At 69.9% G+C, this 24,433-nt stretch carries 24 protein-coding genes and 1 riboswitch; of the genes, 9 read left to right on the top strand and 15 right to left on the bottom strand.

The features are described from left to right. Positions 1–135 precede the first annotated feature (135 nt). Positions 136–213, top strand: a riboswitch (cobalamin riboswitch). A gap of 147 nt (positions 214–360) precedes the next feature. From G3I56_RS13820 to G3I56_RS13805, 4 genes are all read left to right on the top strand, one after another. Further along, entirely contained in the window at positions 361–2,739 is a 2,379-nt protein-coding gene (locus G3I56_RS13820; protein ID WP_164409250.1) for a ribonucleoside-diphosphate reductase subunit alpha, read from the top strand. Further along, positions 2,739–3,758, top strand: coding sequence for a ribonucleotide-diphosphate reductase subunit beta (locus tag G3I56_RS13815; RefSeq protein WP_164409249.1), 1,020 nt, complete (start codon positions 2,739–2,741; stop codon positions 3,756–3,758). Before G3I56_RS13820 ends, G3I56_RS13815 begins: the two co-directional genes overlap by 1 nt. Positions 3,759–4,066: 308 nt before the next feature. Continuing rightward, complete coding sequence (locus G3I56_RS13810) at positions 4,067–6,136, top strand: putative Ig domain-containing protein (protein WP_164409248.1); 2,070 nt, start codon at positions 4,067–4,069, stop codon at positions 6,134–6,136. 128 nt (positions 6,137–6,264) lie between these two features. After that, positions 6,265–6,768, top strand: coding sequence for a hypothetical protein (locus G3I56_RS13805; protein ID WP_164409247.1), 504 nt, complete (start codon positions 6,265–6,267; stop codon positions 6,766–6,768). Here the strand turns inward: G3I56_RS13805 and G3I56_RS13800 are convergent. Beyond that, a complete protein-coding gene (locus G3I56_RS13800; RefSeq protein WP_164409178.1) occupies positions 6,735–6,956 on the bottom strand; it encodes a hypothetical protein in 222 nt (73 codons plus the stop codon). The genes G3I56_RS13805 and G3I56_RS13800 overlap by 34 nt on opposite strands. Positions 6,957–7,049: 93 nt before the next feature. Here G3I56_RS13800 and G3I56_RS13795 point away from each other — a divergent pair, with 93 nt between their 5' ends. Continuing rightward, the gene (locus G3I56_RS13795) at positions 7,050–8,012 is read left to right on the top strand and encodes a helix-turn-helix domain-containing protein (RefSeq protein ID WP_164409246.1); all 963 of its coding nucleotides are present in this window, start codon (positions 7,050–7,052) and stop codon (positions 8,010–8,012) included. A 30-nt stretch (positions 8,013–8,042) separates the two neighbouring features. On the opposite strand, the gene G3I56_RS13790 is transcribed toward G3I56_RS13795, so the two are convergent. From G3I56_RS13790 to G3I56_RS13750, 10 genes are all read right to left on the bottom strand, one after another. Beyond that, the gene (locus G3I56_RS13790; protein WP_164409245.1) at positions 8,043–9,413 is read right to left on the bottom strand and encodes a cytochrome P450; all 1,371 of its coding nucleotides are present in this window, start codon (positions 9,411–9,413) and stop codon (positions 8,043–8,045) included. Then, complete coding sequence (gene cyc1 / locus G3I56_RS13785) at positions 9,410–10,495, bottom strand: epi-isozizaene synthase (protein WP_164409441.1); 1,086 nt, start codon at positions 10,493–10,495, stop codon at positions 9,410–9,412. Before cyc1 ends, G3I56_RS13790 begins: the two co-directional genes overlap by 4 nt. 308 nt (positions 10,496–10,803) lie before the next feature. Further along, on the bottom strand, positions 10,804–11,454 hold the full coding sequence (def, locus tag G3I56_RS13780) for a peptide deformylase (protein WP_164409244.1): 651 nt from the start codon (positions 11,452–11,454) through the stop codon (positions 10,804–10,806). 151 nt (positions 11,455–11,605) lie between these two features. Next, positions 11,606–12,586: a hypothetical protein gene (locus G3I56_RS13775; RefSeq protein WP_164409243.1), complete on the bottom strand. Its 981-nt coding sequence runs from the start codon at positions 12,584–12,586 to the stop codon at positions 11,606–11,608. A gap of 157 nt (positions 12,587–12,743) precedes the next feature. After that, positions 12,744–13,970: an HD domain-containing protein gene (locus tag G3I56_RS13770; protein ID WP_164409242.1), complete on the bottom strand. Its 1,227-nt coding sequence runs from the start codon at positions 13,968–13,970 to the stop codon at positions 12,744–12,746. A gap of 1 nt (position 13,971) precedes the next feature. Next, positions 13,972–15,474, bottom strand: coding sequence for an HD-GYP domain-containing protein (locus G3I56_RS13765; RefSeq protein WP_164409241.1), 1,503 nt, complete (start codon positions 15,472–15,474; stop codon positions 13,972–13,974). A 220-nt stretch (positions 15,475–15,694) separates the two neighbouring features. After that, on the bottom strand, positions 15,695–16,129 hold the full coding sequence (locus G3I56_RS13760) for a roadblock/LC7 domain-containing protein (RefSeq protein WP_239134883.1): 435 nt from the start codon (positions 16,127–16,129) through the stop codon (positions 15,695–15,697). 179 nt (positions 16,130–16,308) lie between these two features. Further along, the gene (locus G3I56_RS44705; protein WP_275406710.1) at positions 16,309–16,440 is read right to left on the bottom strand and encodes a hypothetical protein; all 132 of its coding nucleotides are present in this window, start codon (positions 16,438–16,440) and stop codon (positions 16,309–16,311) included. An 18-nt stretch (positions 16,441–16,458) separates the two neighbouring features. Further along, the gene (locus G3I56_RS13755; RefSeq protein WP_164409240.1) at positions 16,459–17,274 is read right to left on the bottom strand and encodes a hypothetical protein; all 816 of its coding nucleotides are present in this window, start codon (positions 17,272–17,274) and stop codon (positions 16,459–16,461) included. A gap of 64 nt (positions 17,275–17,338) precedes the next feature. Next, entirely contained in the window at positions 17,339–17,704 is a 366-nt protein-coding gene (locus G3I56_RS13750) for a hypothetical protein (RefSeq protein WP_239134882.1), read from the bottom strand. Positions 17,705–17,866: 162 nt separating this feature from the next. On the opposite strand from G3I56_RS13750, the gene G3I56_RS13745 reads away from it, so the two are divergent. Continuing rightward, complete coding sequence (locus G3I56_RS13745) at positions 17,867–18,232, top strand: hypothetical protein (protein WP_164409239.1); 366 nt, start codon at positions 17,867–17,869, stop codon at positions 18,230–18,232. A gap of 92 nt (positions 18,233–18,324) precedes the next feature. Here G3I56_RS13745 and rsrA read toward each other — a convergent pair whose 3' ends face one another. The 4 genes from rsrA to G3I56_RS13725 all read right to left on the bottom strand — a co-directional run bounded on the left by rsrA (position 18,325) and on the right by G3I56_RS13725 (position 21,021). After that, positions 18,325–18,618, bottom strand: a complete 294-nt coding sequence (gene rsrA / locus G3I56_RS13740) for a mycothiol system anti-sigma-R factor (RefSeq protein WP_164409238.1) — start codon at positions 18,616–18,618, stop codon at positions 18,325–18,327. Continuing rightward, the gene (gene sigR / locus G3I56_RS13735) at positions 18,615–19,295 is read right to left on the bottom strand and encodes an RNA polymerase sigma factor SigR (protein WP_055524911.1); all 681 of its coding nucleotides are present in this window, start codon (positions 19,293–19,295) and stop codon (positions 18,615–18,617) included. Before sigR ends, rsrA begins: the two co-directional genes overlap by 4 nt. Before the next feature lie 255 nt (positions 19,296–19,550). Continuing rightward, positions 19,551–20,204 (bottom strand): alpha/beta family hydrolase, encoded by a 654-nt coding sequence (locus tag G3I56_RS13730; protein ID WP_164409236.1) that lies wholly within the window; start codon positions 20,202–20,204, stop codon positions 19,551–19,553. Between the two features lies 1 nt (position 20,205). Next, positions 20,206–21,021: an SOS response-associated peptidase gene (locus tag G3I56_RS13725; protein WP_164409235.1), complete on the bottom strand. Its 816-nt coding sequence runs from the start codon at positions 21,019–21,021 to the stop codon at positions 20,206–20,208. A gap of 50 nt (positions 21,022–21,071) precedes the next feature. Here G3I56_RS13725 and G3I56_RS13720 point away from each other — a divergent pair, with 50 nt between their 5' ends. From G3I56_RS13720 to rsgA, 3 genes are all read left to right on the top strand, one after another. Then, positions 21,072–21,794, top strand: coding sequence for a M50 family metallopeptidase (locus G3I56_RS13720; protein ID WP_164409234.1), 723 nt, complete (start codon positions 21,072–21,074; stop codon positions 21,792–21,794). 172 nt (positions 21,795–21,966) lie between these two features. Then, positions 21,967–23,313 carry a 3-phosphoshikimate 1-carboxyvinyltransferase gene (gene aroA / locus G3I56_RS13715; protein WP_164409233.1) on the top strand — a complete coding sequence of 449 codons (1,347 nt, stop codon included), beginning with the start codon at positions 21,967–21,969 and terminating at the stop codon, positions 23,311–23,313. A 16-nt stretch (positions 23,314–23,329) separates the two neighbouring features. Next, on the top strand, positions 23,330–24,340 hold the full coding sequence (rsgA, locus tag G3I56_RS13710) for a ribosome small subunit-dependent GTPase A (protein ID WP_164409232.1): 1,011 nt from the start codon (positions 23,330–23,332) through the stop codon (positions 24,338–24,340). Positions 24,341–24,433: the final 93 nt, after the last annotated feature.

The following is a 24,433-nucleotide window of genomic DNA, read 5'->3' as shown; positions in this document are numbered from 1 at the left end:
CGCCCGCGCGGCGGAGCCGCACATCGATACAGCCCCGCGCCCCTTAAGTGCGCCCAACTCACCGTTCGACACAACATGTGGGGGTGCTTCCGGGGCCCGACACAAGATGTATGCTCATGCTCGCTGTCGCCGCAGGGGAATCCGGTGCGAATCCGGAACTGTCCCGCAACGGTGTACTCGTGCACGTTTGTGCGCGTGTCCAGTCCGAGGACCTGTCGACAGCGCGCCCGGCCGACCGGTCCGGGCGCCCGACGTCCGGGCCTCGTGGAGTGGGCCGGTGGACGCGCGCGTACCCGTAAGGCGTCCGTGTGCCCCGCTGCCCTCCGCAAGGCCCCGTGCCGAGCGAGGGAGAGCCCCCACGTGACCATCGCGCCAGCCGAACCGGCTTCAGCGACCCGAGTGGCCCCGGTGGAGACGGACGGTCCCGGTACCGCGCTACTGCGGATACTGACCGAGCTGACCGCCGACCTTCCCGACGCCGACCCCGGCCGGGTCGCCGCCGCCGCGCTGCGCGGCCGGTCCGCGCGGGCCGACGTGTCGGAGCTGCGCGAGCTGGCCACCGAGGCCGCGGCCCGCGTCATCTCCGAGGACCCCGCCTACTCCCGGCTGGCCGCCCGGCTGCTGACCGTCACCATCGCCGCGGAAGCCGCCTCGCAGGGCGTCACGTCCTTCTCCGAGTCGGTCGCGGTCGGCCACCGGGAGGGCCTGATCGCCGACCGCACGGCCGAGTTCGTACGGCTGCACACTGACCGTCTGAACACCCTGATCGACGTCGAGGGCGACGACCGCTTCGGTTACTTCGGGCTGCGCACCCTCCACAGCCGGTACCTCCTGCGCCACCCGATCACGCGCCGGGTCATCGAGACGCCCCAGCACTTCATGCTGCGCGTGGCGAGCGGTCTCGCCGAGGACGACACGTCTCGGGCGCTGGACGAAGTCGCCGCGCTCTACCGGCTGATGAGCCGCCTCGACTACCTGCCCTCCTCCCCCACCCTCTTCAACTCCGGTACCCGGCACCCCCAGATGTCGTCCTGCTACCTCCTCGACTCGCCCGTCGACGAGCTGGACTCCATCTACGACCGCTACCACCAGGTCGCCCGCCTCTCGAAGCACGCCGGTGGCATCGGGCTGTCGTACTCCCGGATCCGCAGCCGCGGTTCGCTGATCCGCGGCACCAACGGGCACTCCAACGGCATCGTGCCGTTCCTGAAGACGCTGGACGCCTCCGTCGCCGCCGTGAACCAGGGCGGCCGGCGCAAGGGTGCCGCCGCGGTGTACCTGGAGACCTGGCACTCCGACATCGAGGAGTTCCTGGAGCTGCGCGACAACACGGGTGAGGACGCCCGCCGTACGCACAACCTGAACCTCGCGCACTGGATCCCGGACGAGTTCATGCGCCGGGTGAACGCGGACGCGCTCTGGTCGCTCTTCTCCCCCTCCGACGTGCCCGAACTGGTCGACCTGTGGGGCGACGAGTTCGACGCCGCCTACCGCTTGGCCGAAGAGGCCGGGCTCGCCCGCAAGACCATCCCGGCCCGCGATCTGTACGGCCGCATGATGCGTACGCTCGCGCAGACCGGCCAAGGCTGGATGACCTTCAAGGACGCCGCCAACCGCACCGCCAACCAGACGGCCGAGCCGGGCAGTGTCGTCCACTCCTCGAACCTGTGCACCGAGATCCTGGAGGTCACGGACGACGGAGAGACCGCGGTCTGCAACCTGGGCTCGGTGAACCTGGGTGCCTTTGTCGACACCGTCGTCGGTGACATCGACTGGGAGCGGCTGGACGAGACGGTCCGTACCGCCGTCACCTTCCTCGACCGGGTCGTCGACATCAACTTCTACCCGACCGAGCAGGCGGGCCGCTCGAACGCGCGGTGGCGCCCGGTCGGCCTGGGCGCGATGGGCCTCCAGGACGTCTTCTTCAAGCTGCGCGTCCCCTTCGACTCGCCCGAGGCGAAGGCCCTCTCCACGCGCATCGCCGAGCGGATCATGCTCGCCGCGTACGAGGCTTCCGCCGACCTCGCCGAGCGGGGCGGCCCGCTGCCGGCCTGGGAGAAGACCCGTACGGCCCGTGGTGTGCTCCACCCCGACCACTACGACGTCGAGCTGACCTGGCCCGAGCGCTGGTCGGCGCTGCGGGAACGTATCGCCGCGACAGGGATGCGCAACTCCCTGCTCCTGGCGATCGCGCCCACCGCCACCATCGCCTCGATCGCCGGCGTGTACGAGTGCATCGAGCCGCAGGTCTCCAACCTGTTCAAGCGCGAGACGCTGTCCGGCGAGTTCCTCCAGGTCAACTCGTATCTGGTGAAGGAGCTGAAGGACCTCGGCGTGTGGGACGCCCGCACCCGGGAGGCGCTGCGCGAGTCGAACGGCTCGGTGCAGGACTTCGCCTGGATCCCGGCCGACGTACGCGCCCTCTACCGCACGGCGTGGGAGATCCCACAGCGCGGGCTGATCGACATGGCCGCCGCCCGGACGCCGTTCCTGGACCAGTCGCAGTCCCTGAACCTGTTCCTGGAGACGCCGACCATCGGCAAGCTCTCCTCGATGTACGCGTACGCCTGGAAGTCGGGCCTGAAGACGACGTACTACCTGCGCTCCCGTCCGGCGACCCGCATCGCCCGCGCCGCGCAGGCTCAGCCGGAGAAGACCGTCCCCGTCCAGCAGGCCGCCGACCCCGACGCCGTCGCCTGCTCCCTGGAAAACCCCGAGTCCTGCGAGGCCTGCCAGTAATGAGTTCCACCCACTCCGAGAAGAATTTGCTCGACCCGGGCTTCGAGCTGACTCTCCGCCCCATGCGCTACCCGGACTTCTACGAGCGCTACCGGGACGCCATCAAGAACACCTGGACCGTCGAGGAGGTCGACCTCCACTCGGACGTCTCCGACCTGGCGAAGCTGTCCGAGGGTGAGCAGCACATGATCGGTCGGCTGGTCGCGTTCTTCGCGACGGGCGACTCGATCGTCTCGAACAACCTGGTGCTCACGCTCTACAAGCACATCAACTCCCCGGAGGCGCGGCTGTATCTGAGCCGCCAGTTGTTCGAGGAGGCCGTGCACGTCCAGTTCTATCTGACGCTCCTCGACACCTACCTCCCCGACCCGGCGGACAGGGCGGCTGCCTTCGACGCGGTGGAGAACATCCCGTCGATCCGCGAGAAGGCCGAGTTCTGCTTCCGGTGGATCAACGAGGTGGAGAAGCTCGACCGGCTGGAGACCAAGGCCGACCGCCGCCGCTTCCTCCTCAACCTGATCTGCTTCGCCGCGTGCATCGAGGGCCTGTTCTTCTACGGGGCCTTCGCGTACGTCTACTGGTTCCGCAGCCGGGGTCTCCTGCACGGCCTGGCCACCGGCACGAACTGGGTGTTCCGGGACGAGACCATGCACATGAGCTTCGCGTTCGAGGTGGTCGACACCGTCCGCAAGGAGGAGCCTGAGCTGTTCGACGACCAGCTTCAGCAGCAGGTGACCGACATGATGCGGGAGGCGGTCGAGGCGGAACTCCAGTTCGGCCGGGACCTGTGCGGTGAGGGTCTGCCGGGCATGAACACCGAGTCGATGCGGCAGTACCTGGAGTGTGTCGCCGACCAGCGGCTGGCCCGCCTGGGCTTCGCGCCGGTGTACGGCTCCGAGAACCCCTTCTCCTTCATGGAGTTGCAGGGCGTCCAGGAGCTGACCAACTTCTTCGAGCGCCGCCCGTCGGCCTACCAGGTGGCCGTGGAGGGCACGGTCGACCTCGACGAGGATTTCTGACGGTCCGTCACTGATGGGGCCGGGCTTACCGAACGGTAAGCCCGGCCCCATCAACTACGAGGCCTCGTCCATGGATCGTCCATCCACCGTCCATGGACCTCCTATGGAGCGGCAAAGTTCTTCCGGCGCATCTGTTCCGGTCTTGTCGGCCCCGGCTACTTTCTGGCCATCCTGTCATGCGCACAACGGCATCACGGAACGTCCAAAGTGTCATGCCCCTGACGATAACGCGCACTGCTGCCGCTACGCGCGTCACAGGCCTGCCATCAGCGTCGAGAACCCCACTCCAGCGACGGAGGCAGTACCCCATGCGTAAGTCACCCACCGGTAAGCCCAGACGGAGCCTGCGAAGACTGCTGGTCGCGGCCACCCCCGCCCTGGCCCTCAGCCTCGCCGGGCTCGTCGCGGCGCCGGCGCACGCGGCGCCCGTAGCGCACGCAGCCGCGAGCAACTCCCGGGTCACCCAGAACTCCAAGGCCCTCACCTCCCCGGACCGGCAGACGTTCCACTCGACCGGCAAGGCCGGCCAGAAGGTGCCGACCACGCATCTCTGCGCCACCGCCGAGCCCGGTCACGTGTCCTGTTTCGCCCAGCGCCGGACCGACATCAAGCAGCGGCTGGCCGCAGCAGCCGCTGCCGCCGCGCCGTCCGGGCTCAGCCCGGCCAACCTGCACAGCGCCTACAACCTCCCGTCAACGGGCGGCTCCGGCCTGACCGTTGCCATCGTCGACGCGTACAACGACCCCAACGCCGAGGCGGACCTGGCCACTTACCGTTCGACGTACGGCCTGTCCGCCTGCACCAAGGCCAGCGGCTGCTTCAAGCAGGTCAGCCAGACCGGTTCGACGACCTCGCTGCCGACCAACGACACGGGTTGGGCCGGCGAGGAGGCGCTCGACCTCGACATGGTCAGCGCCGTCTGCCCCAACTGCAGCATCATCCTCGTCGAGGCCAGCTCCGCCACCGACTCCGACCTCGGCACCGCCGAGAACGAGGCCGTGGCGCTCGGCGCGAAGTTCGTGTCCAACAGCTGGGGCGGCGACGAGGCGTCCTCCCAGACGACCGAGGACACCTCCTACTTCAAGCACCCCGGTGTCGCGATCACGGTCAGCTCGGGTGACAGCGCGTACGGCGCCGAGTACCCGGCAACCTCCCAGTACGTGACCGCCGTCGGCGGCACCGCCCTCTCCACGTCCTCCAACTCCCGCGGCTGGACCGAGTCCGTGTGGAAGACCAGCAGCACGGAGGGGACCGGCTCCGGCTGCTCGGCGTACGATCCCAAGCCGAGCTGGCAGACCGACACCGGGTGCACCAAGCGCATGGAGGCGGACGTCTCCGCCGTCGCCGACCCCGCCACCGGTGTGGCCGTCTACGACACCTACGGCGGCTCCGGCTGGGCCGTCTACGGTGGCACGAGCGCCTCGGCGCCGATCATCGCGGGCGTGTACGCGCTGGCCGGCACCCCGGGTTCCAGTGACTACCCGGCGAAGTACCCCTACAGCCACACGAGCAACCTGTACGACGTCACCAGCGGCAACAACGGCTCCTGCACCACCTCGTACTTCTGCACCGCGGCCACCGGCTACGACGGTCCGACCGGCTGGGGCACCCCCAACGGCACCACCGCCTTCACCTCGGGAACCAGCACCGGCAACACGGTGACCGTCACCAACCCGGGCAGTAGGTCGACCACGACCGGCAGTGCGGTCAGCCTGCAGATCAGCGCGACCGACAGTGCGTCGGCGACCCTCACCTACAGCGCGAGCGGCCTGCCGACCGGGCTGTCGATCAGCGGCTCGACCGGCCTGATCTCCGGTACGGCGTCCACCGCGGGCACGTACCAGGTCACCGTGACCGCGAGCGACAGCACCGGCGCCTCCGGCTCCGCCTCCTTCAGCTGGACCGTCGGGTCGAGCAGCAGCACCTGCACCTCGGCCCAGCTGCTCGGCAACCCCGGCTTCGAGTCGGGCAACACCACCTGGACCGCCTCCACCAGCGTCATCGGCAACTCCACCAGTGAGGCGGCGCACGCCGGCTCGTACTACGCCTGGCTGGACGGTTACGGCTCCGCGCACACCGACACGCTGTCCCAGTCGGTGACCGTGCCCAGCGGCTGCAAGGCCACCTTCACCTTCTACCTGCACGTCGACACCAAGGAGACCTCCACGAGCACCGCCTACGACAAGCTGACGGTCACCGCCGGCTCGACCACCCTGGCGACGTACTCGAACATCAACGCCGCCTCGGGCTACGCCCAGAAGTCCTTCGACCTGTCCTCGTACGCGGGCACCACCGTCACCCTGAAGTTCAGCGGTGTCGAGGACTCCTCGCTCCAGACCAGCTTCGTTCTCGACGACACCGCCGTCACGACCAGCTGACCACCGCCCCACACCGGAGCCCCGGCCGCCGCCTTCGCGGCCGGGGCTCCGGTGTGGGATCAGCTGTGGGACCAGGTGTGGGATCCGGACGTGCGGGTGACACGTCGGAGAGAAGAGGAGGCCCACCCATGTACCGAAAGATCCGCCGCCGCACGACCCCCGTCCGCGCCCTCGTGGCACTCACACTCGCACTCGGCGTCGCAGGCTGCGCCGACCGGACCGACAGCGGCAAGGAAGGCGGCAACAACGTGTCGTCCGCCCCCTCCCCCACTCCCACCTCCACCACGAACCCGACGAGCCCGACGCCGAGTTCCGCGGGCTGTAAGGCAGTGACGACGCTCGGCGCCCGCGACAGCGGCCTCACGGTGTGTCTGGCGGTGGGCGACACGGTCCGTGTCAGCCTGGACGGAACCTCCGAGCGGCCCTGGAAACCGGTCACCCTGAGCGGTCCCGGTCTGGCGGCCACCAACAGCGGGGTCGTCCTGCTACCCGGCGACGCGAGCGCCGCCTTCAAGGCCGTATCGGCAGGCAGGACCCGGCTGGAGTCCACGCGGCCACTGTGCGCCGCCCGGACCGGCCAGGTCTCGTGCCGGGGGATTCAGGAGTGGGGGGTCACCGTGGTGGTGAAGTAGCGCTGCCGCCGTGCGGGGAGCGCCGTGGGGCCGATTCGCTCGACCTCCCGACGAGACCGCTGGGCCTCGCGGAGCTGGCGGTCGATGCGCCGGTCGCGCGCCAGGCCGATCAGGGCCGGGAGAGCGAGGGTCACGAAGACCGCGACGACGACGAGGATTCCGACGATGTTGTCCGTTGCTGTGTTCATGGACATTAGTCTCGTGCCGAATGCTCCTGACCGTCAGTGGCAGGACTGCCGCACACCCTCGATTTCCTGCCAATGCCGAGGCACACTGGAGGCATGCTCGAAAACGTGGCCGTGGTTCTGCTCGACGGAGTGCATCCCTTCGAACTCGGCGTCGTCTGCGAGGTCTTCGGCCTCGACCGCAGCGACGAGGGTCTGCCGGTGTACGACTTCGCCGTCGCCTCGGCCGAGGGCCCGACGCTGAGCACCCACGCGGGCTTCTCGGTGAGTACGGAACACGGGCTGGAGCGTCTTGAGACGGCCGACCTGATCGCCGTACCGGCCGGGCAGACCTATACGGACCGGGAGTATCCGCCGGAGCTGCTGGACGCGCTTCGGCGGGCCGTGGAGCGCGGGGCCAGGGTGCTCAGCGTCTGTTCCGGGGTTTTCGTGCTCGCCGCCGCGGGCCTGCTGGACGGCCGGCGGTGCGCGGTGCACTGGCGGCACGCCGACGAGCTGGCCCGGCGTTATCCGCAGGTCCAGGTCGAGCCGGACGTGCTGTACGTCGACGCGGGGCCGGTGATCACCTCCGCCGGTACGGCCGCCGGGATCGATGCCTGCCTGCACCTCGTCCGCGAGGAGCACGGGCCCGAGGTCGCCAACGCCATCGCCCGCCGGATGGTCGTACCGCCGCACCGGGACGGCGGGCAGGCCCAGTACATCGAGCGGCCCCTGCCACGGTCGCGGTGCGACACCGTCGGGGAGGTGCTGGTGTGGATGGAGCGCCATCTCGACGAGGAGGTGACCGTCGAGCAGCTCGCCGAGCGCGCCCATATGTCGCCCCGCACCTTCGCCCGCCGCTTCCAGCAGGAGACCGGCACCACGCCCTACCGCTGGATCCTGCGGCAACGCGTGCTGCTGGCCCAGCAGTTGCTGGAGGCGACGGACGAGACGATGGACGCGATCGCCTGGCGCACCGGGTTCGGCAACTCGGCGGCACTGCGCCACCAGTTCGTACGGTCGCTGGGGACCACCCCCCAGGCCTACCGGCGTACGTTCAAGGGCCCGGAGGCCGCCTGAACGTACGCCTGTTCCACCACCAGGGCCCGTTCAGCGGGGCGTCGCCCGCAGCAGCATCCGGTCCGGGTGCAGGGTGATGCCCACGCGGACCGCGTCGCGTGATCCTGGCACCCGTTCGAAGCGCCACTTCCTGGCCACCTCGGCCGTGAGAATGGTCAGCATGGCCATCGAGAAATGGTCACTCGGACACTTGCGGTTGCCCACGCCGAACGGGGTCATCGCGTACTTGGGCAGGTCCTTGACACGTTCCGGAAGCCAGCGGTCGGGGTCGAACTCGGTGTTCCGCTCGTACGAACGCGGATCGCGCTGTATCGCGTACGGGCTGTACACGAGATCGGCACCGGCCGGAATCCGATAGCCGCCCAGCTCGGTCTCGGCCACCGCCCGCCGTGTCAATATCCATACGGGCGGCTGCAAACGCATCGTCTCGACGACGACATTGTTCGTGTAGGCCAGCTCGCGGACGTCCGCGAATGCGACCGCGCGGTCGCCCCCGACCGATTCGGCCTCCTCTGCCACCTTGTCGGCATGTTCCGGCTGTTCGGCGAGGATCTGGAGCAGGGACATGATCGTGGAGGCGACGGTTTCGGCGCCCGGGGTCACTATGGCGATGACCTGGTCGTGGATCTCCTGTTCGCCTATGGGGTCGCCATTCTCGTTCTTCGCCGTCAGCAACGCTGTCAGCAAATCGTTCGGATTTTGACCGGATGCCCGGCGCTCGGCCACGATCTCGTCGACGACAAGATGCATATCGGCCAGTGCCCGGTTGAATTTGAGGTTGGCCGGCAGCGGAAGCCGGTAGAGCGGTCCCGCCGGGATCACCATGCGCCGGTACATCCCCAGGAACACCGTGGCGAGCGCGACGCACAGGCGTTCGGCCCGCTCGTCCATGTAGTCGCCGCGCAGCAGACAGCGGGCCGCGATGCGGACGGCGATCCGGAAGGACTCCGCCGTGCAGTCGATGACCTCGCCGGGCTGCCAGCGCCGGGCGAACGCCTGTGCCTCCTCCGCCATGATCGGCCCGTACTCGGGGAGGACGTCCAGCCTGAACGCGGGCTGGATGGTGCGCCGTTGACGCCGGTGGGTGGGCCCGTTGGCCGTGGCCACGCCCTCCTTGCCGAGCAGCCCCTCGAGGGACTCCCACAGCGGGCCGCCGATGATGTAGTCGGGGTTCAGCGCGAGTTCCCCGACCAGTTCCGGCGCGGTGGCGGCGTACACCGTCTTGGGGCCGAGTTTCAGCCGTACGACGTCGCCGTGGTCGCGGAGCCGGGCGAAGTAGCCCAGCGGGTCGCGGACCAGCTGCCAGCCGTGGCCGAGAAGCGGGACACCGCCGCCCGCGAAGGGCGGATCGGGCAGGTCCCTGGCGTGGGGGGACACGGGACGTACTGATTCGACGGTCATTTCTCACCTGCCGCTTCGTTGTTGACGTACGGGGGTGTGGAGCGGTCGTCCCAGTTGTCGACCATGTAGCGGCCGGACTCGTGGTGGAACCAGTAGACGGAACTGAACCAGTTCCGCATATTGCCGAGACAGACGATCACGGCGGTGCTGATTTGCTTTCCCCGCACACTGCCGTCGTCGAGCGACTCGGCGAACCTGCGCACTTCCTGTTCTTTCGAGAGGAATTCCAGAACCGCCCTCTCGACCCGCCCCCTGACTTCCGTGACGGCCTCTTCGAGTGTCAGCCCGTCGTGCCGTATGAGACTGATCCCGAGATTGTGCACCTCATCCCCCGCGAGTTCCTTCGGGAGAGAGCAGAGGTCGTTGTACCAGGCGGCGAATTCCTGGCTCAGCAGCGCCGCCCGATGGAATGCAGGGTGTTTCCTCACCACACTCGGGAGTTCGCATCCCGCGCTGGGTTCCAGGAGATCGGTCCAGATCCAGTGCGCGAAGGTGAGTCGCCGGAGTTCGAGGTATTCCTCGACTTTCGGCACGGTTCCGTTTGTGCGGTTTCGGAATTCGCGGTCGTACGCGTCGATCACCTCGTGGAAGTGCCGCGCGAAGCGGGCGTTCCACCTCCCGCCCAGGAACGAGTACAGGCGCAGGACACTGTCCGCGAACCCCGCGACCAGCGGGTCCCGGTGGTACAGATACATCCCGGGTGCGTCCAGCGCGGCATGGAGACGACCCTTGAGATGCCGCCAGGCGGCGGGCCGGCCGTGCACGATGTCGCGGTCGTGGCGGTCGTCCCAGACGAAGAACCAGGCACTGAAGTCCGCAATCGCCTGGAGTACGTCGTCAGGGGCGCCGAGGTAGTACCCGGCCATGAGGTCGGTGTAGCAAAGTCCGTCGGCATATTCTGCGACCTTGTCCGCCGACATGAGGCGTTTTTCCAGCAGCCAGCCCCTGGTCTTCTCCTGCAGTTGGGGCCAATACGGATGCAGTTGCCGGGGAAACGCCGCCTCGATCACAGGTAAGGCCAGTGATGGTGGGATCGCTACCGCTGGTGTCGCCGGTGAGGTGCTGTGTGGGAAAGCAGGCACGAACAAACCCCTCTCAGCCGCGAGTTGGCGCAACACCCCTCCCGCTGTGCCAGGCGTGCGCCGTTGCGTATCCCCGCAGTTCCCATTCAGCCCTACAACTGACCGTTCTGGGAACGGATTTGCTTCCTTCACTACCCCAAGCTGCCGAGATTCGCCTCTTGCCTGACTGGTTCTGGATCACTACAGGCGCACTTGAGTCCACGTTTCGATCGAACGTGCGACGGACATGCGAACGGCTCCTGCTCAGGGCATCATCCTGAGCAGGAGCCGTTCGCGTTCACGTCCGCCTCAGACGTTGTCAGAAGTTGTCAGTCGTTCGCGACCACGGGGTACCGGGGCTCGTTCTCGGCCATCTGCCGCAGCGCGTCCTTGCGCTCACGCTTGGAGAGCCGGTCGATGTACAGGTAGCCGTACAGGTGATCGGTCTCGTGCTGCAAACAGCGCGCGAAGTAGCCGGTGCCGCGCACCTTGATCGGGTTGCCCTTCTCGTCCTGTCCGGTCACCTCGGCGTAGTCGGGCCGGGCGAGCGGCGCGTACGCGGTGGGCACCGAGAGGCAGCCCTCGTTGCTGTCGTCCAGCCGGCGCCGGTCGGCCGGCAGCTCGACGAGGATCGGGTTGCAGATGACACCGGTGTGCCGGGCGCCGTCGTCGTCGGGGCAGTCGTAGATGAAGACCTTCAGGTCGACGCCCACCTGGTTGGCGGCCAGGCCCACGCCCTCGGCGGTGCGCTGGCTGGCGAACATGTCCGCCACCAGCTGGTCCAGCTCCGCGCCGAACTCGGTGACGTCCTGGCACTCCTTGTGCAGCACCGGGTTGCCGACGACCGTGATGGGCCGCGAGGTCCCGCGCTCACGCCAGGCCGCCTCGCGCTCCTCGCCGTCCTCGGTGTCGATGACGAAGCCCTCGTCGTCCACGGGAAGCACGCCCACGTGCTGCTGATCGGTGTCCTGCTGCGCCATGACCGACGATGCCTTCCTCAAACAAACGGGGGGAGAGTTGCTGATACAGGGTACGGGCAACGCCCTTTGGGGGCCGCCCCACAGAGGCGCCCCTCAGGGGCACGGGGAACTGCCCGATCAGCCACAAGGGACCCGCACCCGGCAACGAGCCCTAACAGACCTCTTCGAGATCCCGCCAGTCACGAGTCTCCGGACTGTCGGCAACCCACCCGTCCAGCAACCCCCGTACGAGAGTTGCCGGGGCAGCGATGCCACATTCCCGCTCCGGCGCCCACAGCTGCCCGTCCGTACGGTGCCCCAGCGGCCCGGGATGCCCCGGCTCACTGTGATCGTGCGGATCGAGATGCTCGCCGTCGCCCTCGTCGGACGGCATCCGGGACTCCGAGCACATCCGGCACAGCAGCCGAACGGACGACGACCAGTCCTCGGCGGCGAACCCCGCGTCGGACGCCAGCCGCTCCAGGGCGTCCCTGTCCTCCTCCGCGGCGGCCTCCAGGAGGACCACCCAGGTGGGCACGGGCGAGGGCGCCCACAGCTCGATCTCGTCGAACACGGGGTAGGAGTGCCCGGCCACGGTGGTCCGCTCGCCATGGGGCACGCCGTCGTGCAGTACGACCTCGCCCCAGCGCCGACCGGAGGACGGCAGCGGAATCGACAGCACCTCGATCCGGGCGGGGTCGAGCCTCCTCCCCCACACGACCTCGGCCTCGCCCTCCGGCGACAGCCGTACGGCCGCGCTGCCCAGGTCCATCCCGACGGGCTCACCGGCGGCTGTGGCACCCCCGGGCACCCGCAGCCCGTACGCCTGCCAGGCCCGCCGGGCCAGCGGCCAGTCCTGGAGGGCGGTGGCCGCGATGCCCACGTTCCACCAGTCGGGGGCCCCGGTCTCCCGGTCGAGCAGCGCGACGGCGCGGAGACCGGCCGCGCGGGCCTGCTCCCAGTCGTGCCGGAACTTGTGCAGCAGGGCCAGGTTGAACCAGGATTCGGATAGCCAGGGCTCAAGATCGGCGGCACGTGTCAGCAACGCGCCCGCGTCCTCGTACCGCCCGTCACCGATCAGCGTGAACGCGCGGTCGGTGGCCTGCCGCCATGAGGCGGAGGGCCGGTGCCGCCCCTTGCCGAAGATCCTCACGATTCCCGCCTGCCAGTGCCGTGGAATGGGCCGGCTTCTGCCCCCGTACAGCCTCTCCCTCGCATCCAACCACGGACCGCTGGAGGGGCGCTCATTACCCATGGGTTACCCAACCGAGGGCAGCGTAAGACCGTCCACCCCTCTCCCACCACCATCTTCAACCGATACGCTCCCGGACGACTCCGCCATTCCTGGCGAGTACCCGGGCGAGGGATTCCACCACCTCGGGCTGATAGTCCCGGCCCGTGCCGAGCCGCAGCTCCTCCAGCGCCCGCAGCGGACCGCCCACTCCCGCGTCGCGCACCTTCTCCTCGTACGCGTTGACGGCCCGCACGATGCGCGCGGAGACCGGCTGTTCCCGGTACGGATCGGCCTGCCGCTCCACGACCACGGCGACCGCCGCGGCCACCCCCGTCTGCCGTACGACGGCCCCGCCGAGCAGCGCGATCCGGCGCTGCTCCTCCAGGGGGAGTACGGCCGTGGCCCCGGCCGGTACCGGGTCGACGAGGCTGAGCTGCCCGATGTCGTGCATGAGGGCCGCGTACTCCAGCACGGTCAGCTCCGGCTCGGACAGACCCAGCTCCCGTCCCACCGCCCGGCTCAGCACCGCGACGCGACGGGCGTGCCCGGCCGGGGTGTACCCGGCGATCTCGGTGGCGCGGGCCAGCGAGGCGATCGTCTGCCGATAGGTGGCCCTTACGGCCGCGTACCGCCGGAAGGCGAGCTGTGTGAGGAGCAGCGGCAGCGAGAAGACGGGCAGCGCCCAGAGCCCGACGACGGCGACGGCGAGCGCCATGACCACCCCGGTGGCGCACACGGCGGTCCCGATCCCCAGCGTGGCCCGCAGCTCGTCCCGCAGCAGCGGACCGAAGGGCCAGCCGGTGCGCGAGTGGGCGAGCGCGGCGGCGAGTACGGCGTCGCAGAGCGCGGTGAGCACCAGCAGTGCGACGAGCAGCAGGACGTAGGCGGGGCCACCCCAGGCCTCGAACACGCCCTGGTTGTAGAGGGGTTGGAAGCAGATGGCGGCGAACCCGGCGGTGAGCACCCGGCGGGCGAGATGGTCGGCGGTCGGCCCGTGCCCGCGCGCGACGTGCGGCACGGAGCCGACGAGGGTGGCCGCGACGACGACGGCGACGACCTGGAGGGCGCCATGGTGCGTGGCCCGCCCGGCGTCCTCGCCGAGCAGCGCGTACGACAGCGCCCCGGCGGCGGCGAGCGGCGCCGCCTCCCGCGACTCGGGCCCGCTCCACCGGGTCAGCTCCCCGAGCGCGACGAGCACCCCGAAGGAGACCGCGACGGCACGCCCGTCGAGGCCGGACCAGAGGGTGTGGGCGAGGGAGAGGAGGGTGAGGAGACCGGCGGTGACGTGGACGAGGGTTCTCACGTCACCCCACCCCACCCTCGCTACGAACCTGCCCGGGAAGGGGAAGCGGAAGGGGGCCGGAGCCGGGGCAGGGTCCGAGATCGGAGCCGGATCGGGAATCGGGGCCGGAGCCGGGGTGCGTTGGTGTCCGACTGGAAACTGGCGGAGTGGGTGGGTAATCACGACGGGACTGGACCCCGTCAGCTGTGACCGCCGGATGCCACCCACCCCGCCGGCCAAGCGCCCGCGCCAACGCCCCCACCATCACCGGATCGAACTGCGTCCCCGCGCACCTCTCCAGTTCCGCCAGAGCAACCCGCACCGGCCGGGCCCGGCTGTACGACCGGGTCGACGTCATCGCGTCGAACGCGTCCGCGACGGCGACCACGCGCGCGAACTCCGGAATCTGGCTGCCGACGAGCCCGTAGGGGTACCCGCTCCCGTCCAGCCGCTCGTGATGGTGCAGGATCGCCGACCGGGCCTCCCCGAGGAAGCCGATCCCCCGGACCATCTCGTGCCCGTACTCCGGGTGCAGCTCGATCACCCGCCGCTCCTCCGGGGTCAGCGGCCCGTCCTTCCGCAGCAGCCGGGTGGGGACGCCCAGCTTGCCCACGTCGTGCAGGATTCCGGCGAACCGCAGGACTTCCACCCGCTCGTCGTCCATGCCCAGTTCCCGCGCGATCATCATCGACGCCTGTCCGACCCGCTCGCTGTGCCCGCGCGTGTACCCGTCCTTGATGTCGACGGCCTGCACGAGCGCCCTGATCGTCGCCTGGTGCGCCGCCCGCTCCCGGTGGTACTGCGCGAACACCCACCACGACACCCACATCGGCAGCAGTACGAGCAGCGCGGCGACGGGACCGTACGGGCCGCGCCACAGGACGGCCATCATCAGCCCGGCGAGCCCGTGCACCCCGACCGGCACCAGGGACCGTACGAACAGCCCGCGCCAGGCCAGCCGCACCGGCACCCGTTCGGCGAGCGCCAGGATGCCTCCGTCGAGGAGGGCCAGGACCAGGCAGAACGCGACCACGGCCACCCCGGCACTGACCAGGGCGTACGGAAAGGAGAAGGAGGAGGAGAGGGAGGAGGAGACGACCGCGTCCGGCCCGCCGAGGGACCAGTGGACCTGTGAAGCCGTCCAGGCTCCGATCCCGAGCTGGCCGGCCCGCCAGAGCCGGCGCGGCCAGGGCGTCCGCTCGCCGCCCCGCACCAGCAACGCGCCCGGCAGCGGCACCAGGGCGGCAGCCGCGGGCGGCAGCAGGAAGGCCGCGGCGAGCAGGACGGGCGTGTGCCACCGAGGCGGGCCGCCGGTGCCCCCGGGACCGGCGGCGCCCGGACCCTCGTACCCCCGGCCTCCGCCGAACCGGCCGACCGCGAGTTGCTCGCACGCGGCGCACAGCGCGGTGAACAGCGCCACGGCGCCCCAGGGAGCGTGCGCGAACCGGACGGGCGCCGCGCACAGAACGGCCCCCACGGCGACGGCGATGACGTAGACACGCGCCCACGGCGTGATCGACCGCATGGCGCTCCCTCCCCCGTGTCCCGGACCGGGGCCGGCCGGGCTGACGTTCGGCACAAGCCTGTTCAGGCTCCGGGACATGGAGGATAGGGCGGCCGAAGGCGGCCGTACGGAGGCATTGGCCGAATCTCAGGCCTCAGGGGCCGCAGATTAGCCCGATAGGGTGAGCCGCCGCCGTATCGGCCCAGTACGTCGGTTCAGAACGTCGGTTCGGTACACCCGCTCAGTACGCCACATCCGCCGCCAGCACCTTGGTCAACTCCTCGATCGTGGCCGGGGATTCACGCTGGAACGCGGCGATGTCCAGCCCGTCGTCGCCCATGACGGTCAGCAGCGCGCGTTCGCCGACGGCCAGCACGATGACGTGCCCGGAGCCGCACCGGGCGACCACCTCGCGCAGGGCGCCGATCTTCGCCTGCTCGGCGATACGGCGGCTCACCCCGAGCGTCGCGGCGGCGAGCGCCGCAACCGACTCGGGGTGCACGGTGTCCGCGTCGGCCACGACGAGAAGGCCGTCCACGGTGGACAGAACGCTCTCCGAGACTCCCATCACCCGGTCCCGTAACGAGATCAGAATGTCGGTGAGCTGGGAGGACTGGGGAGATCGGGGCGGCTGGGGATTGTCGCTGAGAGGGCTCGGAGGGCTCAGGGGACCCATGGGACGTACTCCTTGCGGTCAGTCGGGCTCAGGAAGAGCACCCAACGCATGGCGGACCCGCCGCAGCGTCTCGACAGAGGGTTGGTCGGCGGCCAGTTCTTCGGCCGAGGGGCCCAGCAGGGCAGGATTCGCCGCACCCCGTACGGGAAGAGGCTTCCGTACGGGCAGAGGGGGCGTGCTCACACCCGGGTCGTCGTGGTCCGCGTCTCCCTTGTCGCGTCCCTCGTCGCGTCCCTCATCGCGTCCCTTGTCGCTTCCGTCAGCCCTTCGGTCGGTGCCTGGGTCAGCACTTCGGTCGGTGCTTGGGTCATCTCTTCCATCGTCCGCACTCACTTCCCCCCTTTCTCTCCGCCACGGGGCATACGCCTCGGCAGCGGCTCGGTTCTCGACGGCACCGGCGGCAGGCCGGCGGCCGACGTACGGCCAGGGGTGACACGCGGCGCCGTGCTGGGCCGGCCGCCGGGGACAGTCGGGGTCTCCCACCGGAGGAACCCGAGTGCCTGCATGCGGATCAGGTCCAGCATCACGGCGTACAGCCCGCGTCCCAGCGCGAAGGCGATGTCCCGGGCCGTACGGCGTCCGTTGACCTGGTTCAGAATGTCCTCGTGCCGACTGGACAGCGGCCCCTCCACGACCCCCACTCCGGGTATGGGGCGCACCCGGGCCAGTTCGCCCGGAGGTCCCCAGAGGCGGATGAGCAGCGCGATGCGCCGCGTCGTCTCGTCGGTCAACTGCCGTGGCTCCACGCCCGGTCGGGCGAGGAGTGCCGGCTCCGGGTCGCTCAGCTCCCACTTGCCCGGCGCGCCCAGCGACAGGGCGAAGGCCGCGTCGAACACGGCGGCCGTGCAGACGACTTCAAGCTCGGCGGCACCCACCAGCCCGTCGGCGACCAGGCGTTCACCCAGCAGGTCCGCGTCACGCTGTGCGGCGCACGCGGCGAGCCAGTCCTCGTCGCCGATCCGGCCCGAGGTCAGCAGGGCCGTGGTGGTGGTCGGCGCGCCCGGTGTCTCGACCGCGCCCACCAGGCCGGCACGCAGGTGGAACGTGCCGCCCGGGGTACCCGCGACCCGTACCGTGCCGCTGAACCCCTCCTCGCGCAGCCCCAGCAGCAGTGCGGGCAGATTGCGGGCGGCGGACGCGTTCATGCACTCACCCGCACTCTCGTGCGGGTCGTACGAGTGGGTGCGGCTGCGGTACCGGTCGGGCCCGTCATGCCAGCACCTCGTCGGCCAGGTCGCCCATGCTGCGCGCGGCGAGTGCGAGGTTGGCCCGCTCCCGGTCGAGTCCGGCCGTCAGCAGCAGCGGGTCTCCGGCCGGGCGACCCACCGTGACCAGGACCTGGTGGCGTCGTAGGCTGGTCGTGACGACGCTCTCCAACTCGCCCTCGGCGCCCGCCCGGCCCAGCCGTTCGGCGACGAGAGCGGCGAACTCGGAACTCTCCGGGCCGTCCCCTGCCTCGGCGGTGTCTCCCGCCACTCCGTAGGTGAGGCCGGTGACGGCGTCGACGAGGGCGACACCGGTGACGCCGGGGGAGTCGAGGAACCGGGCCAGCGAAGCCTCAATTGCCGTCGACATTTCGCCATTCCCCCTTCGCGTACGACCGCTGCACAGTACTTTGAGCGCAACTTTCGTAACGCACACCAAAGTTGATGTTTTACGACCCGCAGGTCGTTCGAGTTCGATCGTAGTTGCACGGACTGCGACCGGTCAGCATCACTGAGGAATTGGGGCACCAGAATGAACATCGAGACAGCGCTCAAGGAAGCCATGACCGTGGACGGGGCGCTCGGCGTGGCGCTCGTCGACTACGACAGCGGTATGTCGCTCGGCACACTGGGCGGCGGCCCGGGCCTGGACCTGGAGCTCGCGGCGGCGGGCAACACCGAGGTCGTACGGGCGAAGATGCGCACGCTGGCCTCACTGGACATGAACGACAGCATCGAGGACATCCTCATCACACTGGGCAGGCAGTACCACCTGATCCGCCCGCTGGCCAGCAGCAAGGGCGCGCTCTTCCTGTACATCGCGCTCGACCGGCAGCGCAGCAACCTTGCGCTGGCCCGCCACAGCCTGAAGAGGATCGAGAACGGCCTGGACGTCTGAGGTCCCACCTCTGAGGGCCCAGGCAAACAGGGGTACAAGCAGGAGAACGACGATCGGCCCCGCCAAGGCGGGGCCGACGGCGTCCGGCGGTGTCAGCCTTCGGCAGTCACGTCGTGGTCGGGCACGACCTGCCCGGAGCGGATCATGTCGAGCCGCCCCATGACCTTGGCGCGCAGGTCGGTCGGCACGTCGTCCTGACCGCAGCAGCGCTTGACCAGCTTCTTCACGGCCTGTTCGAGCCCGTACTTCTCCAGGCAGGGAGAGCACTCCTCGAAGTGGACCTCGAACTTGTTGCAGTCCGAGTCCGGCATCTCCCGGTCGAGGAACTCGTAGAGATGATCGAGTACTTCACTGCAGTCCGTCTCGTGCGGCTCTCCGCAGCTCATGAGCCCGAGCCTTTCGCTTCGTTCGACTCTCCGGCACCGGCCGGGACCAGGCCACGGTCACGGGCGTAGTCCTCCAGCATGCCGCGCAGCTGACGGCGACCGCGGTGCAGCCGGGACATCACCGTGCCGATGGGTGTCCCCATGATGTCCGCGATCTCCTTGTACGCAAAGCCCTCTACGTCCGCGAGATACACAGCGATCCGGAATTCCTCCGGGATCGCCTGCAGCGCTTCCTTGACGTCCGAGTCGGGCAGGTGATCGAGCGCCTGCGACTCGGCGGAGCGCAGACCGGTCGACATGTGCGACTCGGCACGCGCGAGCTGCCAGTCCTCGATCTCCTCGGCGGCACTGCGCTGGGGCTCGCGCTGCTTCTTGCGGTACGAGTTGATGAACGTGTTCGTGAGAATCCGGTACAGCCACGCCTTGAGGTTGGTGCCCTCACGGAACTGGTGGAAGGACGCGTACGCCTTGGCGTACGTCTCCTGCACCAGGTCCTCGGCGTCGGCCGGGTTGCGTGTCATGCGCAGCGCGGCGGAGTACATCTGGTCGAGGAATTCGAGCGCGTCCCGCTCGAAGCGCGCACTGCGCTCGGCGGTCGACTCACTCCTGCCCGGACCCTCGGGCTGCTCCGCCTGGCCGTGTTCGGTCCCTGCGTCGGTCCCAGTGACCGGACCCACCTCCTCCAACGACGTGGCGAGACCGAAACCGATCCCACTCGAATCGGAGGATAGACGAACATCGTGTCCGCCCGCCGCCCGAATAGGGGCGGTCTTCGACGCGTGCAGCACCGTCCAGTCCAGGTCAGCGCTGCTGCGGCGATTCGGGCAGATGGTCGAACCCATGCGGCGGACTTCCTCTCGTACGAACGGTCACCCCACGCTCGTGGTGTCTGATCCGCACAACAGTGGGCCGCCGCCCGGCATTCCCGGCCCTCACCCGAGTGACGCGGTCCACTCCACGACCCGCCCGGTGATCACCGCCAACGCCTCCTCCTGCCCCATGGGTGCCCGTTTCGGCACGGCGAAACCATGATCGCCGTACGGAACCTCCACCAACTCGTGCTCCCCCGGCGGGAACTCGGCCGGTTTCCCGAACGGATCGTTGCCGCCCTGGACCACGAGGACAGGGACCCCGGCCCCGAGCAGTTCGGCGGCCCGCGACTTCTCGGGCCTGCCGGGAGGGTGCAGCGGGAAGGAGAGCGCGAGCACGGCCACAGCGCCCAGTTCCCCGGCCGTACGACAGGCCACGCGTGCCCCGGCACTGCGCCCGCCCGCGATCACCGGCAGCCCGGGCCTCGCGAGCGCGGGCCAGATTCCCCGCCACCCCACGTCCAGCGTCCTCGGCGCGGGCGCCACCTTCTTCCCGGCCACCCGCCAGGGCTGCTCGACGAGCGCCACGGTGACACCGTGCGCGGGCAGCTCCCCGGCGAGTTCCTGGAGATCCCGCGCCTCGATGCCCCCGCCGGCGCCATGACCGACGGCGAGGACGAGCCGGGCCTTCGCGGCCGGACGCCAGGTGATGCGGGCGGTGCCCGCGTCGGTCTCGACGGTCTCGACGGTCTCGGTATGTGTGTCAGATGGGCTCACGTCAGAAGAGTGTGCCCTCCTCGGGCCCCTCCAGCTCGGTCAGCAGCTCCGGTCCGTTGTTGCGGACGTTGCTCACGGCCGTGGAGACGGGGAACGCGCGCAGCAGGCCGGACGGTGGCGGCGCGAGCAGCCCGCGCAGGTCGTCCACGTCGGTGCGGGCCGGGTCGAGCCAGGCGTCCCAGTGGTCCGGGGTGAGCATCAGGGGCATCCGGGGGTGGATGTCGGCCAGGGCGCGCGGGCCGTTGTCGGGGGTGCCGGCGAGCGGGGAGGTCTCGGCCTCGGTGGTGATGACCGAGCAGGTCACCCACCAGGCCAGCGGGTGCTCGTCGGGCAGGGTCCGGTCCCGCCAGAACTCGTACAGGCCCGCCATCGCGAAGACCGACCCGTCGGCGGGCGTCACGAAGTACGGCTGCTTCCGCGGCCGCTTCTTCTTCCCCTCGACCTCCAGCTCGCGCTCGCCGGTCGCCGTGACCCACTCGTAGTAGCCGTCGGCCGGCAGGATGCAGCGCCGGGTGGTGAAGGCACGTCGGAACGAGGGCTTCTCGTGGACCGTCTCCGCGCGCGCGTTGATCATCCGGGCGCTGCCCTCGGGCGTCTTGGCCCAGGACGGGACGAGCCCCCATTTCAGCTTCCGCAGCTGCCGAACCGGATCCGGATCCTCGGCGTCCTTGAGAGGACGGTCGAGGACCGCATAGACCTCTTTGGTCGGGGCCACGTTGAAGTCAGGGGCGAGTGTCTCCTCGGGCTCCCACTTGTCGACCTCAAAGATTCCTGCGAGATCCTCGGGCGCACGACTCGCTGCATACCTACCGCACATACGTGCCACACTGCCAGATTCGAAGCGACGCTAGGGAGCCTCCGCCCACAATGGACAGCACCGCAACCACCTCGCTGGCCGGCCTCTGGGACGAGATATTCGGCAGCCAGCCCGACCCCGACCTGTGGGTGGTGATCGCGACCATGGCGGCCGCGCTCGCCGTGATCGTCCCGCATCCGCTGTGGCGCCTCTCCCGCAACGCGATCACCATCGCGCACGAGGGCGGTCACGGTCTGGTCGCGCTGCTGACCGGCCGCACCCTCACCGGCATCCGCCTGCACTCCGACACCAGCGGCCTCACGGTCAGCCGGGGCAAGCCGCACGGCCTGGGCATGATCCTGACGGCCGCCTTCGGCTACACCGCTCCCCCGCTGCTCGGCCTCGGCGGCGCCGCGCTCCTCGCCGCCGGCCACATCACGGCCCTCCTGTGGCTGGCCACGGCACTGCTGCTGGCGATGCTGGTGATGATCCGCAACGCGTACGGCGCCCTCACCGTGTTCGTCTCCGGCGGCACCTTCGTGGCGGTGTCCTGGCTCGCCGGCCCCCAGATCCAGGCGGCGTTCGCCTACGCGGTGGTGTGGTTCCTGCTCCTGGGCGGAGTCCGCCCGGCCTTCGAACTCCAGGCCAAGCGCCGAAGGGGCGGGGCCGGCGACTCGGACGCGGACCAGCTGTCGAGGCTCACGCACGTACCGGCGGGCCTGTGGCTGTTCCTGTTCCACGCGGTGAGCCTGTGCTCGCTGGTGGGCGGGGGGCGCTGGCTGCTGGAGGTGTGACGGGTTCCGTTCTCAGCGGACGTTCAGGGGCGCCCCTTTTAGGGGCGCGGGGCTGTGTCGTTGTGCGGCTCCGCCGCGTGGGCGCGACCAGCCACAACGCACCTGCAGCCGACAAACGACCCACGTTCCCCAGCCAATCCCAGTACACGGAACCCCCACTAAAGTGGGCCCCATGGCCCCGAACCCCGCAGCCCCCGTCCTCTGGCCCGCCCCGCACGCGAGCGGAGCCGTCGACGCGACGGTCCACGTGCCCGGGTCCAAGTCCGTCACCAACCGCGCCCTCGTCCTCGCCGCCCTCGCCTCGGAGCCCGGCTGGCTGCGCCGCCCCCTCCGGTCCCGGGACACCCTGCTGATGGCCGGCGCCCTGCGGACGATGGGCGTCGGCATCGAGGAGACGGTGTCATCGAGTTCGTCCGTCGCGGGGGCCCCCGACGGTTCCGGCTCCGGCGAGGCCTGGCGCGTGATCCCCTCCGGCCTGCACGGGCCCGCCACGGTCGACGTCGGCAACGCCGGCACGGTGATGCGCTTCCTGCCGCCGGTCGCCGCCCTCGCCGACGGCCCGATCCGCTTCGACGGCGACCCGCGTTCGTACGAGCGTCCGCTCCACGGCGTGATCGACGGCCTGCGCGCCCTCGGCGCCCGCATCGACGACGACGGCCGCGGCACGCTCCCCCTGACGGTGCACGGCGGCGGCGCCCTGGACGGCGGCCCGGTGTCGATCGACGCGTCCTCGTCGTCGCAGTTCGTGAGCGCCCTGCTTCTCTCCGCCCCGCGCTTCAACCAGGGGGTGGAGGTCCGCCACACCGGCGCGACCCTGCCCTCGCTCCCGCACATCCGGATGACCGTCGACATGCTGCGCGCGGTCGGCGCCCAGGTGGACACCCCGGAGTCGGGCGGCGAACCGAACGTCTGGCGGGTCACCCCGGGCGCCCTGCTCGGCCGTGACCTCACCATCGAGCCGGACCTCTCCAACGCCCAGCCCTTCCTGGCGGCGGCCCTGGTGACCGGCGGCAAGGTGACGATCCCCGACTGGCCGGCCCGCACCACCCAGCCCGGCGACCGGCTCCGCGAGATCTTCACGGAGATGGGCGGCTCCTGCGAACTCACCGAGTACGGGCTGGAGTTCACCGGCTCCGGGTCGATCCACGGCATCGACGTGGACCTGAGCGAGGTCGGCGAGCTGACCCCGGGCATCGCGGCGGTGGCGGCCCTCGCGGACTCCCCCTCCACCCTCACCGGGGTGGCCCATCTGCGCCTCCACGAGACGGACCGCCTGGCGGCCCTGACCAAGGAGATCAACGAACTCGGCGGCGACGTGACCGAGACGGCCGACGGCCTGCACATCCGCCCGCGCCCTCTGCACGGCGGCACCTTCCACACGTACGAGGACCACCGCATGGCGACGGCCGGAGCGATCATCGGTCTGGCGGTGGAAGGCGTACGGATCGAGAACGTGGCGACGACGGCGAAGACCCTCCCGGACTTCACCGATCTGTGGGCCGGAATGCTCGGGAACTGACGGGCGGACCAGAATCATGCGGCGCTACAACAAGAACACCGACGAGGACGACATCCGCTCCCGCCCGAACCCCAAGGGCAACCGACCCCGTACGAACATCCGCCCGAAGCACGAGGACGCGGCCGACGGCATGGTCCTCACCGTCGACCGGGGCCGGCTGACCGTCCTGGTCGACGACCGGATCGTCATGGCGATGAAGGCCCGCGAACTGGGCCGCAAGGCCGCGGTGGTCGGCGACCACGTGGCCGTCATCGGCGACCTCTCCGGCAAGAAGGACACCCTGGCCCGTATCGTCCGCATCGCGGAGCGCACCTCGCTCCTGCGCCGCACGGCGGACGACGACGACCCCTACGAGCGGGTGGTCGTGGCGAACGCCGACCAACTCGCCATCGTGACGGCCCTGGCGGATCCCGAACCCCGCCCCCGCCTGATCGACCGCTGCCTGGTGGCGGCGTACGCCGGCGGTCTGACCCCGCTCCTGGTCCTGACCAAGTCGGACCTGTCCCCGCCGGACAAGCTCCTGGAGCTGTACGGCGCCCTGGACATCCCTTACGTCGTCACGAGCCGCCAGGAGTTGGAGAGCGGGGCCGCCGTGGCCCGCGTGCGCGAGCAACTGGACGGCAAGATCACGGCGTTCGTGGGCCACTCGGGCGTCGGCAAGACGACCCTGGTCAACGCTCTGGTGCCGAACGACCAACGGCGCTCCACGGGAGTCGTCAACGCGGTGACGGGCCGGGGCCGCCACACCACCACCTCCGCGCTGGCCCTCCCCCTCTCGGGCGACGCGGGCTGGGTGGTCGACACCCCGGGCGTACGTTCGTTCGGGCTGCACCATGTCGACCCGTCCCTCGTGATCCACGCCTTCCCGGACCTGGAACCGGGCACGGAGGGCTGCCCGCGCGCGTGCAGTCACGACGAGCCCGACTGCGCGCTGGACGAGTGGGTGGAGAAGGGTCACGCCGATCCGGCGCGGCTCTACTCCCTGCGCCGGCTGCTGTCGACAAGGGAGCGGACGGAAGGCGACTGACCTCCGCGTTGTTTGGCCGGGGCGACGGCCGGTAAGTGCATAATCGCACCGAGCCGGATCCGAGCACGACGTAACAGACGCATCAGGCACAGC

Origin of the sequence: Streptomyces sp. SID12488, assembly GCF_010548275.1 — a bacterium.
Lineage (GTDB): Bacteria > Actinomycetota > Actinomycetes > Streptomycetales > Streptomycetaceae > Streptomyces.
This window is presented reverse-complemented; position numbering and strand designations above follow the sequence as displayed.

Excerpts from the sequence above, each read along its gene's own strand:
- G3I56_RS13815 (WP_164409249.1), top strand. The coding sequence starts at position 2,739 with ATGAGTTCCACCCACTCCGAGAAGAATTTGCTCGACCCGGGCTTCGAG.
- G3I56_RS13810 (WP_164409248.1), top strand. The coding sequence starts at position 4,067 with ATGCGTAAGTCACCCACCGGTAAGCCCAGACGGAGCCTGCGAAGACTG.
- G3I56_RS13805 (WP_164409247.1), top strand. The coding sequence starts at position 6,265 with ATGTACCGAAAGATCCGCCGCCGCACGACCCCCGTCCGCGCCCTCGTG.
- G3I56_RS13800 (WP_164409178.1), bottom strand. The coding sequence starts at position 6,956 with ATGAACACAGCAACGGACAACATCGTCGGAATCCTCGTCGTCGTCGCG.
- G3I56_RS13795 (WP_164409246.1), top strand. The coding sequence starts at position 7,050 with ATGCTCGAAAACGTGGCCGTGGTTCTGCTCGACGGAGTGCATCCCTTC.
- G3I56_RS13790 (WP_164409245.1), bottom strand. The coding sequence starts at position 9,413 with ATGACCGTCGAATCAGTACGTCCCGTGTCCCCCCACGCCAGGGACCTG.
- def (WP_164409244.1), bottom strand. The coding sequence starts at position 11,454 with ATGGCGCAGCAGGACACCGATCAGCAGCACGTGGGCGTGCTTCCCGTG.
- G3I56_RS13765 (WP_164409241.1), bottom strand. The coding sequence starts at position 15,474 with ATGCGGTCGATCACGCCGTGGGCGCGTGTCTACGTCATCGCCGTCGCC.
- G3I56_RS13760 (WP_239134883.1), bottom strand. The coding sequence starts at position 16,129 with ATGGGTCCCCTGAGCCCTCCGAGCCCTCTCAGCGACAATCCCCAGCCG.
- G3I56_RS44705 (WP_275406710.1), bottom strand. The coding sequence starts at position 16,440 with ATGACCCAAGCACCGACCGAAGTGCTGACCCAGGCACCGACCGAAGGG.
- G3I56_RS13755 (WP_164409240.1), bottom strand. The coding sequence starts at position 17,274 with ATGAACGCGTCCGCCGCCCGCAATCTGCCCGCACTGCTGCTGGGGCTG.
- G3I56_RS13750 (WP_239134882.1), bottom strand. The coding sequence starts at position 17,704 with ATGTCGACGGCAATTGAGGCTTCGCTGGCCCGGTTCCTCGACTCCCCC.
- G3I56_RS13745 (WP_164409239.1), top strand. The coding sequence starts at position 17,867 with ATGAACATCGAGACAGCGCTCAAGGAAGCCATGACCGTGGACGGGGCG.
- rsrA (WP_164409238.1), bottom strand. The coding sequence starts at position 18,618 with ATGAGCTGCGGAGAGCCGCACGAGACGGACTGCAGTGAAGTACTCGAT.
- G3I56_RS13725 (WP_164409235.1), bottom strand. The coding sequence starts at position 21,021 with ATGTGCGGTAGGTATGCAGCGAGTCGTGCGCCCGAGGATCTCGCAGGA.
- G3I56_RS13720 (WP_164409234.1), top strand. The coding sequence starts at position 21,072 with ATGGACAGCACCGCAACCACCTCGCTGGCCGGCCTCTGGGACGAGATA.
- aroA (WP_164409233.1), top strand. The coding sequence starts at position 21,967 with ATGGCCCCGAACCCCGCAGCCCCCGTCCTCTGGCCCGCCCCGCACGCG.
- rsgA (WP_164409232.1), top strand. The coding sequence starts at position 23,330 with ATGCGGCGCTACAACAAGAACACCGACGAGGACGACATCCGCTCCCGC.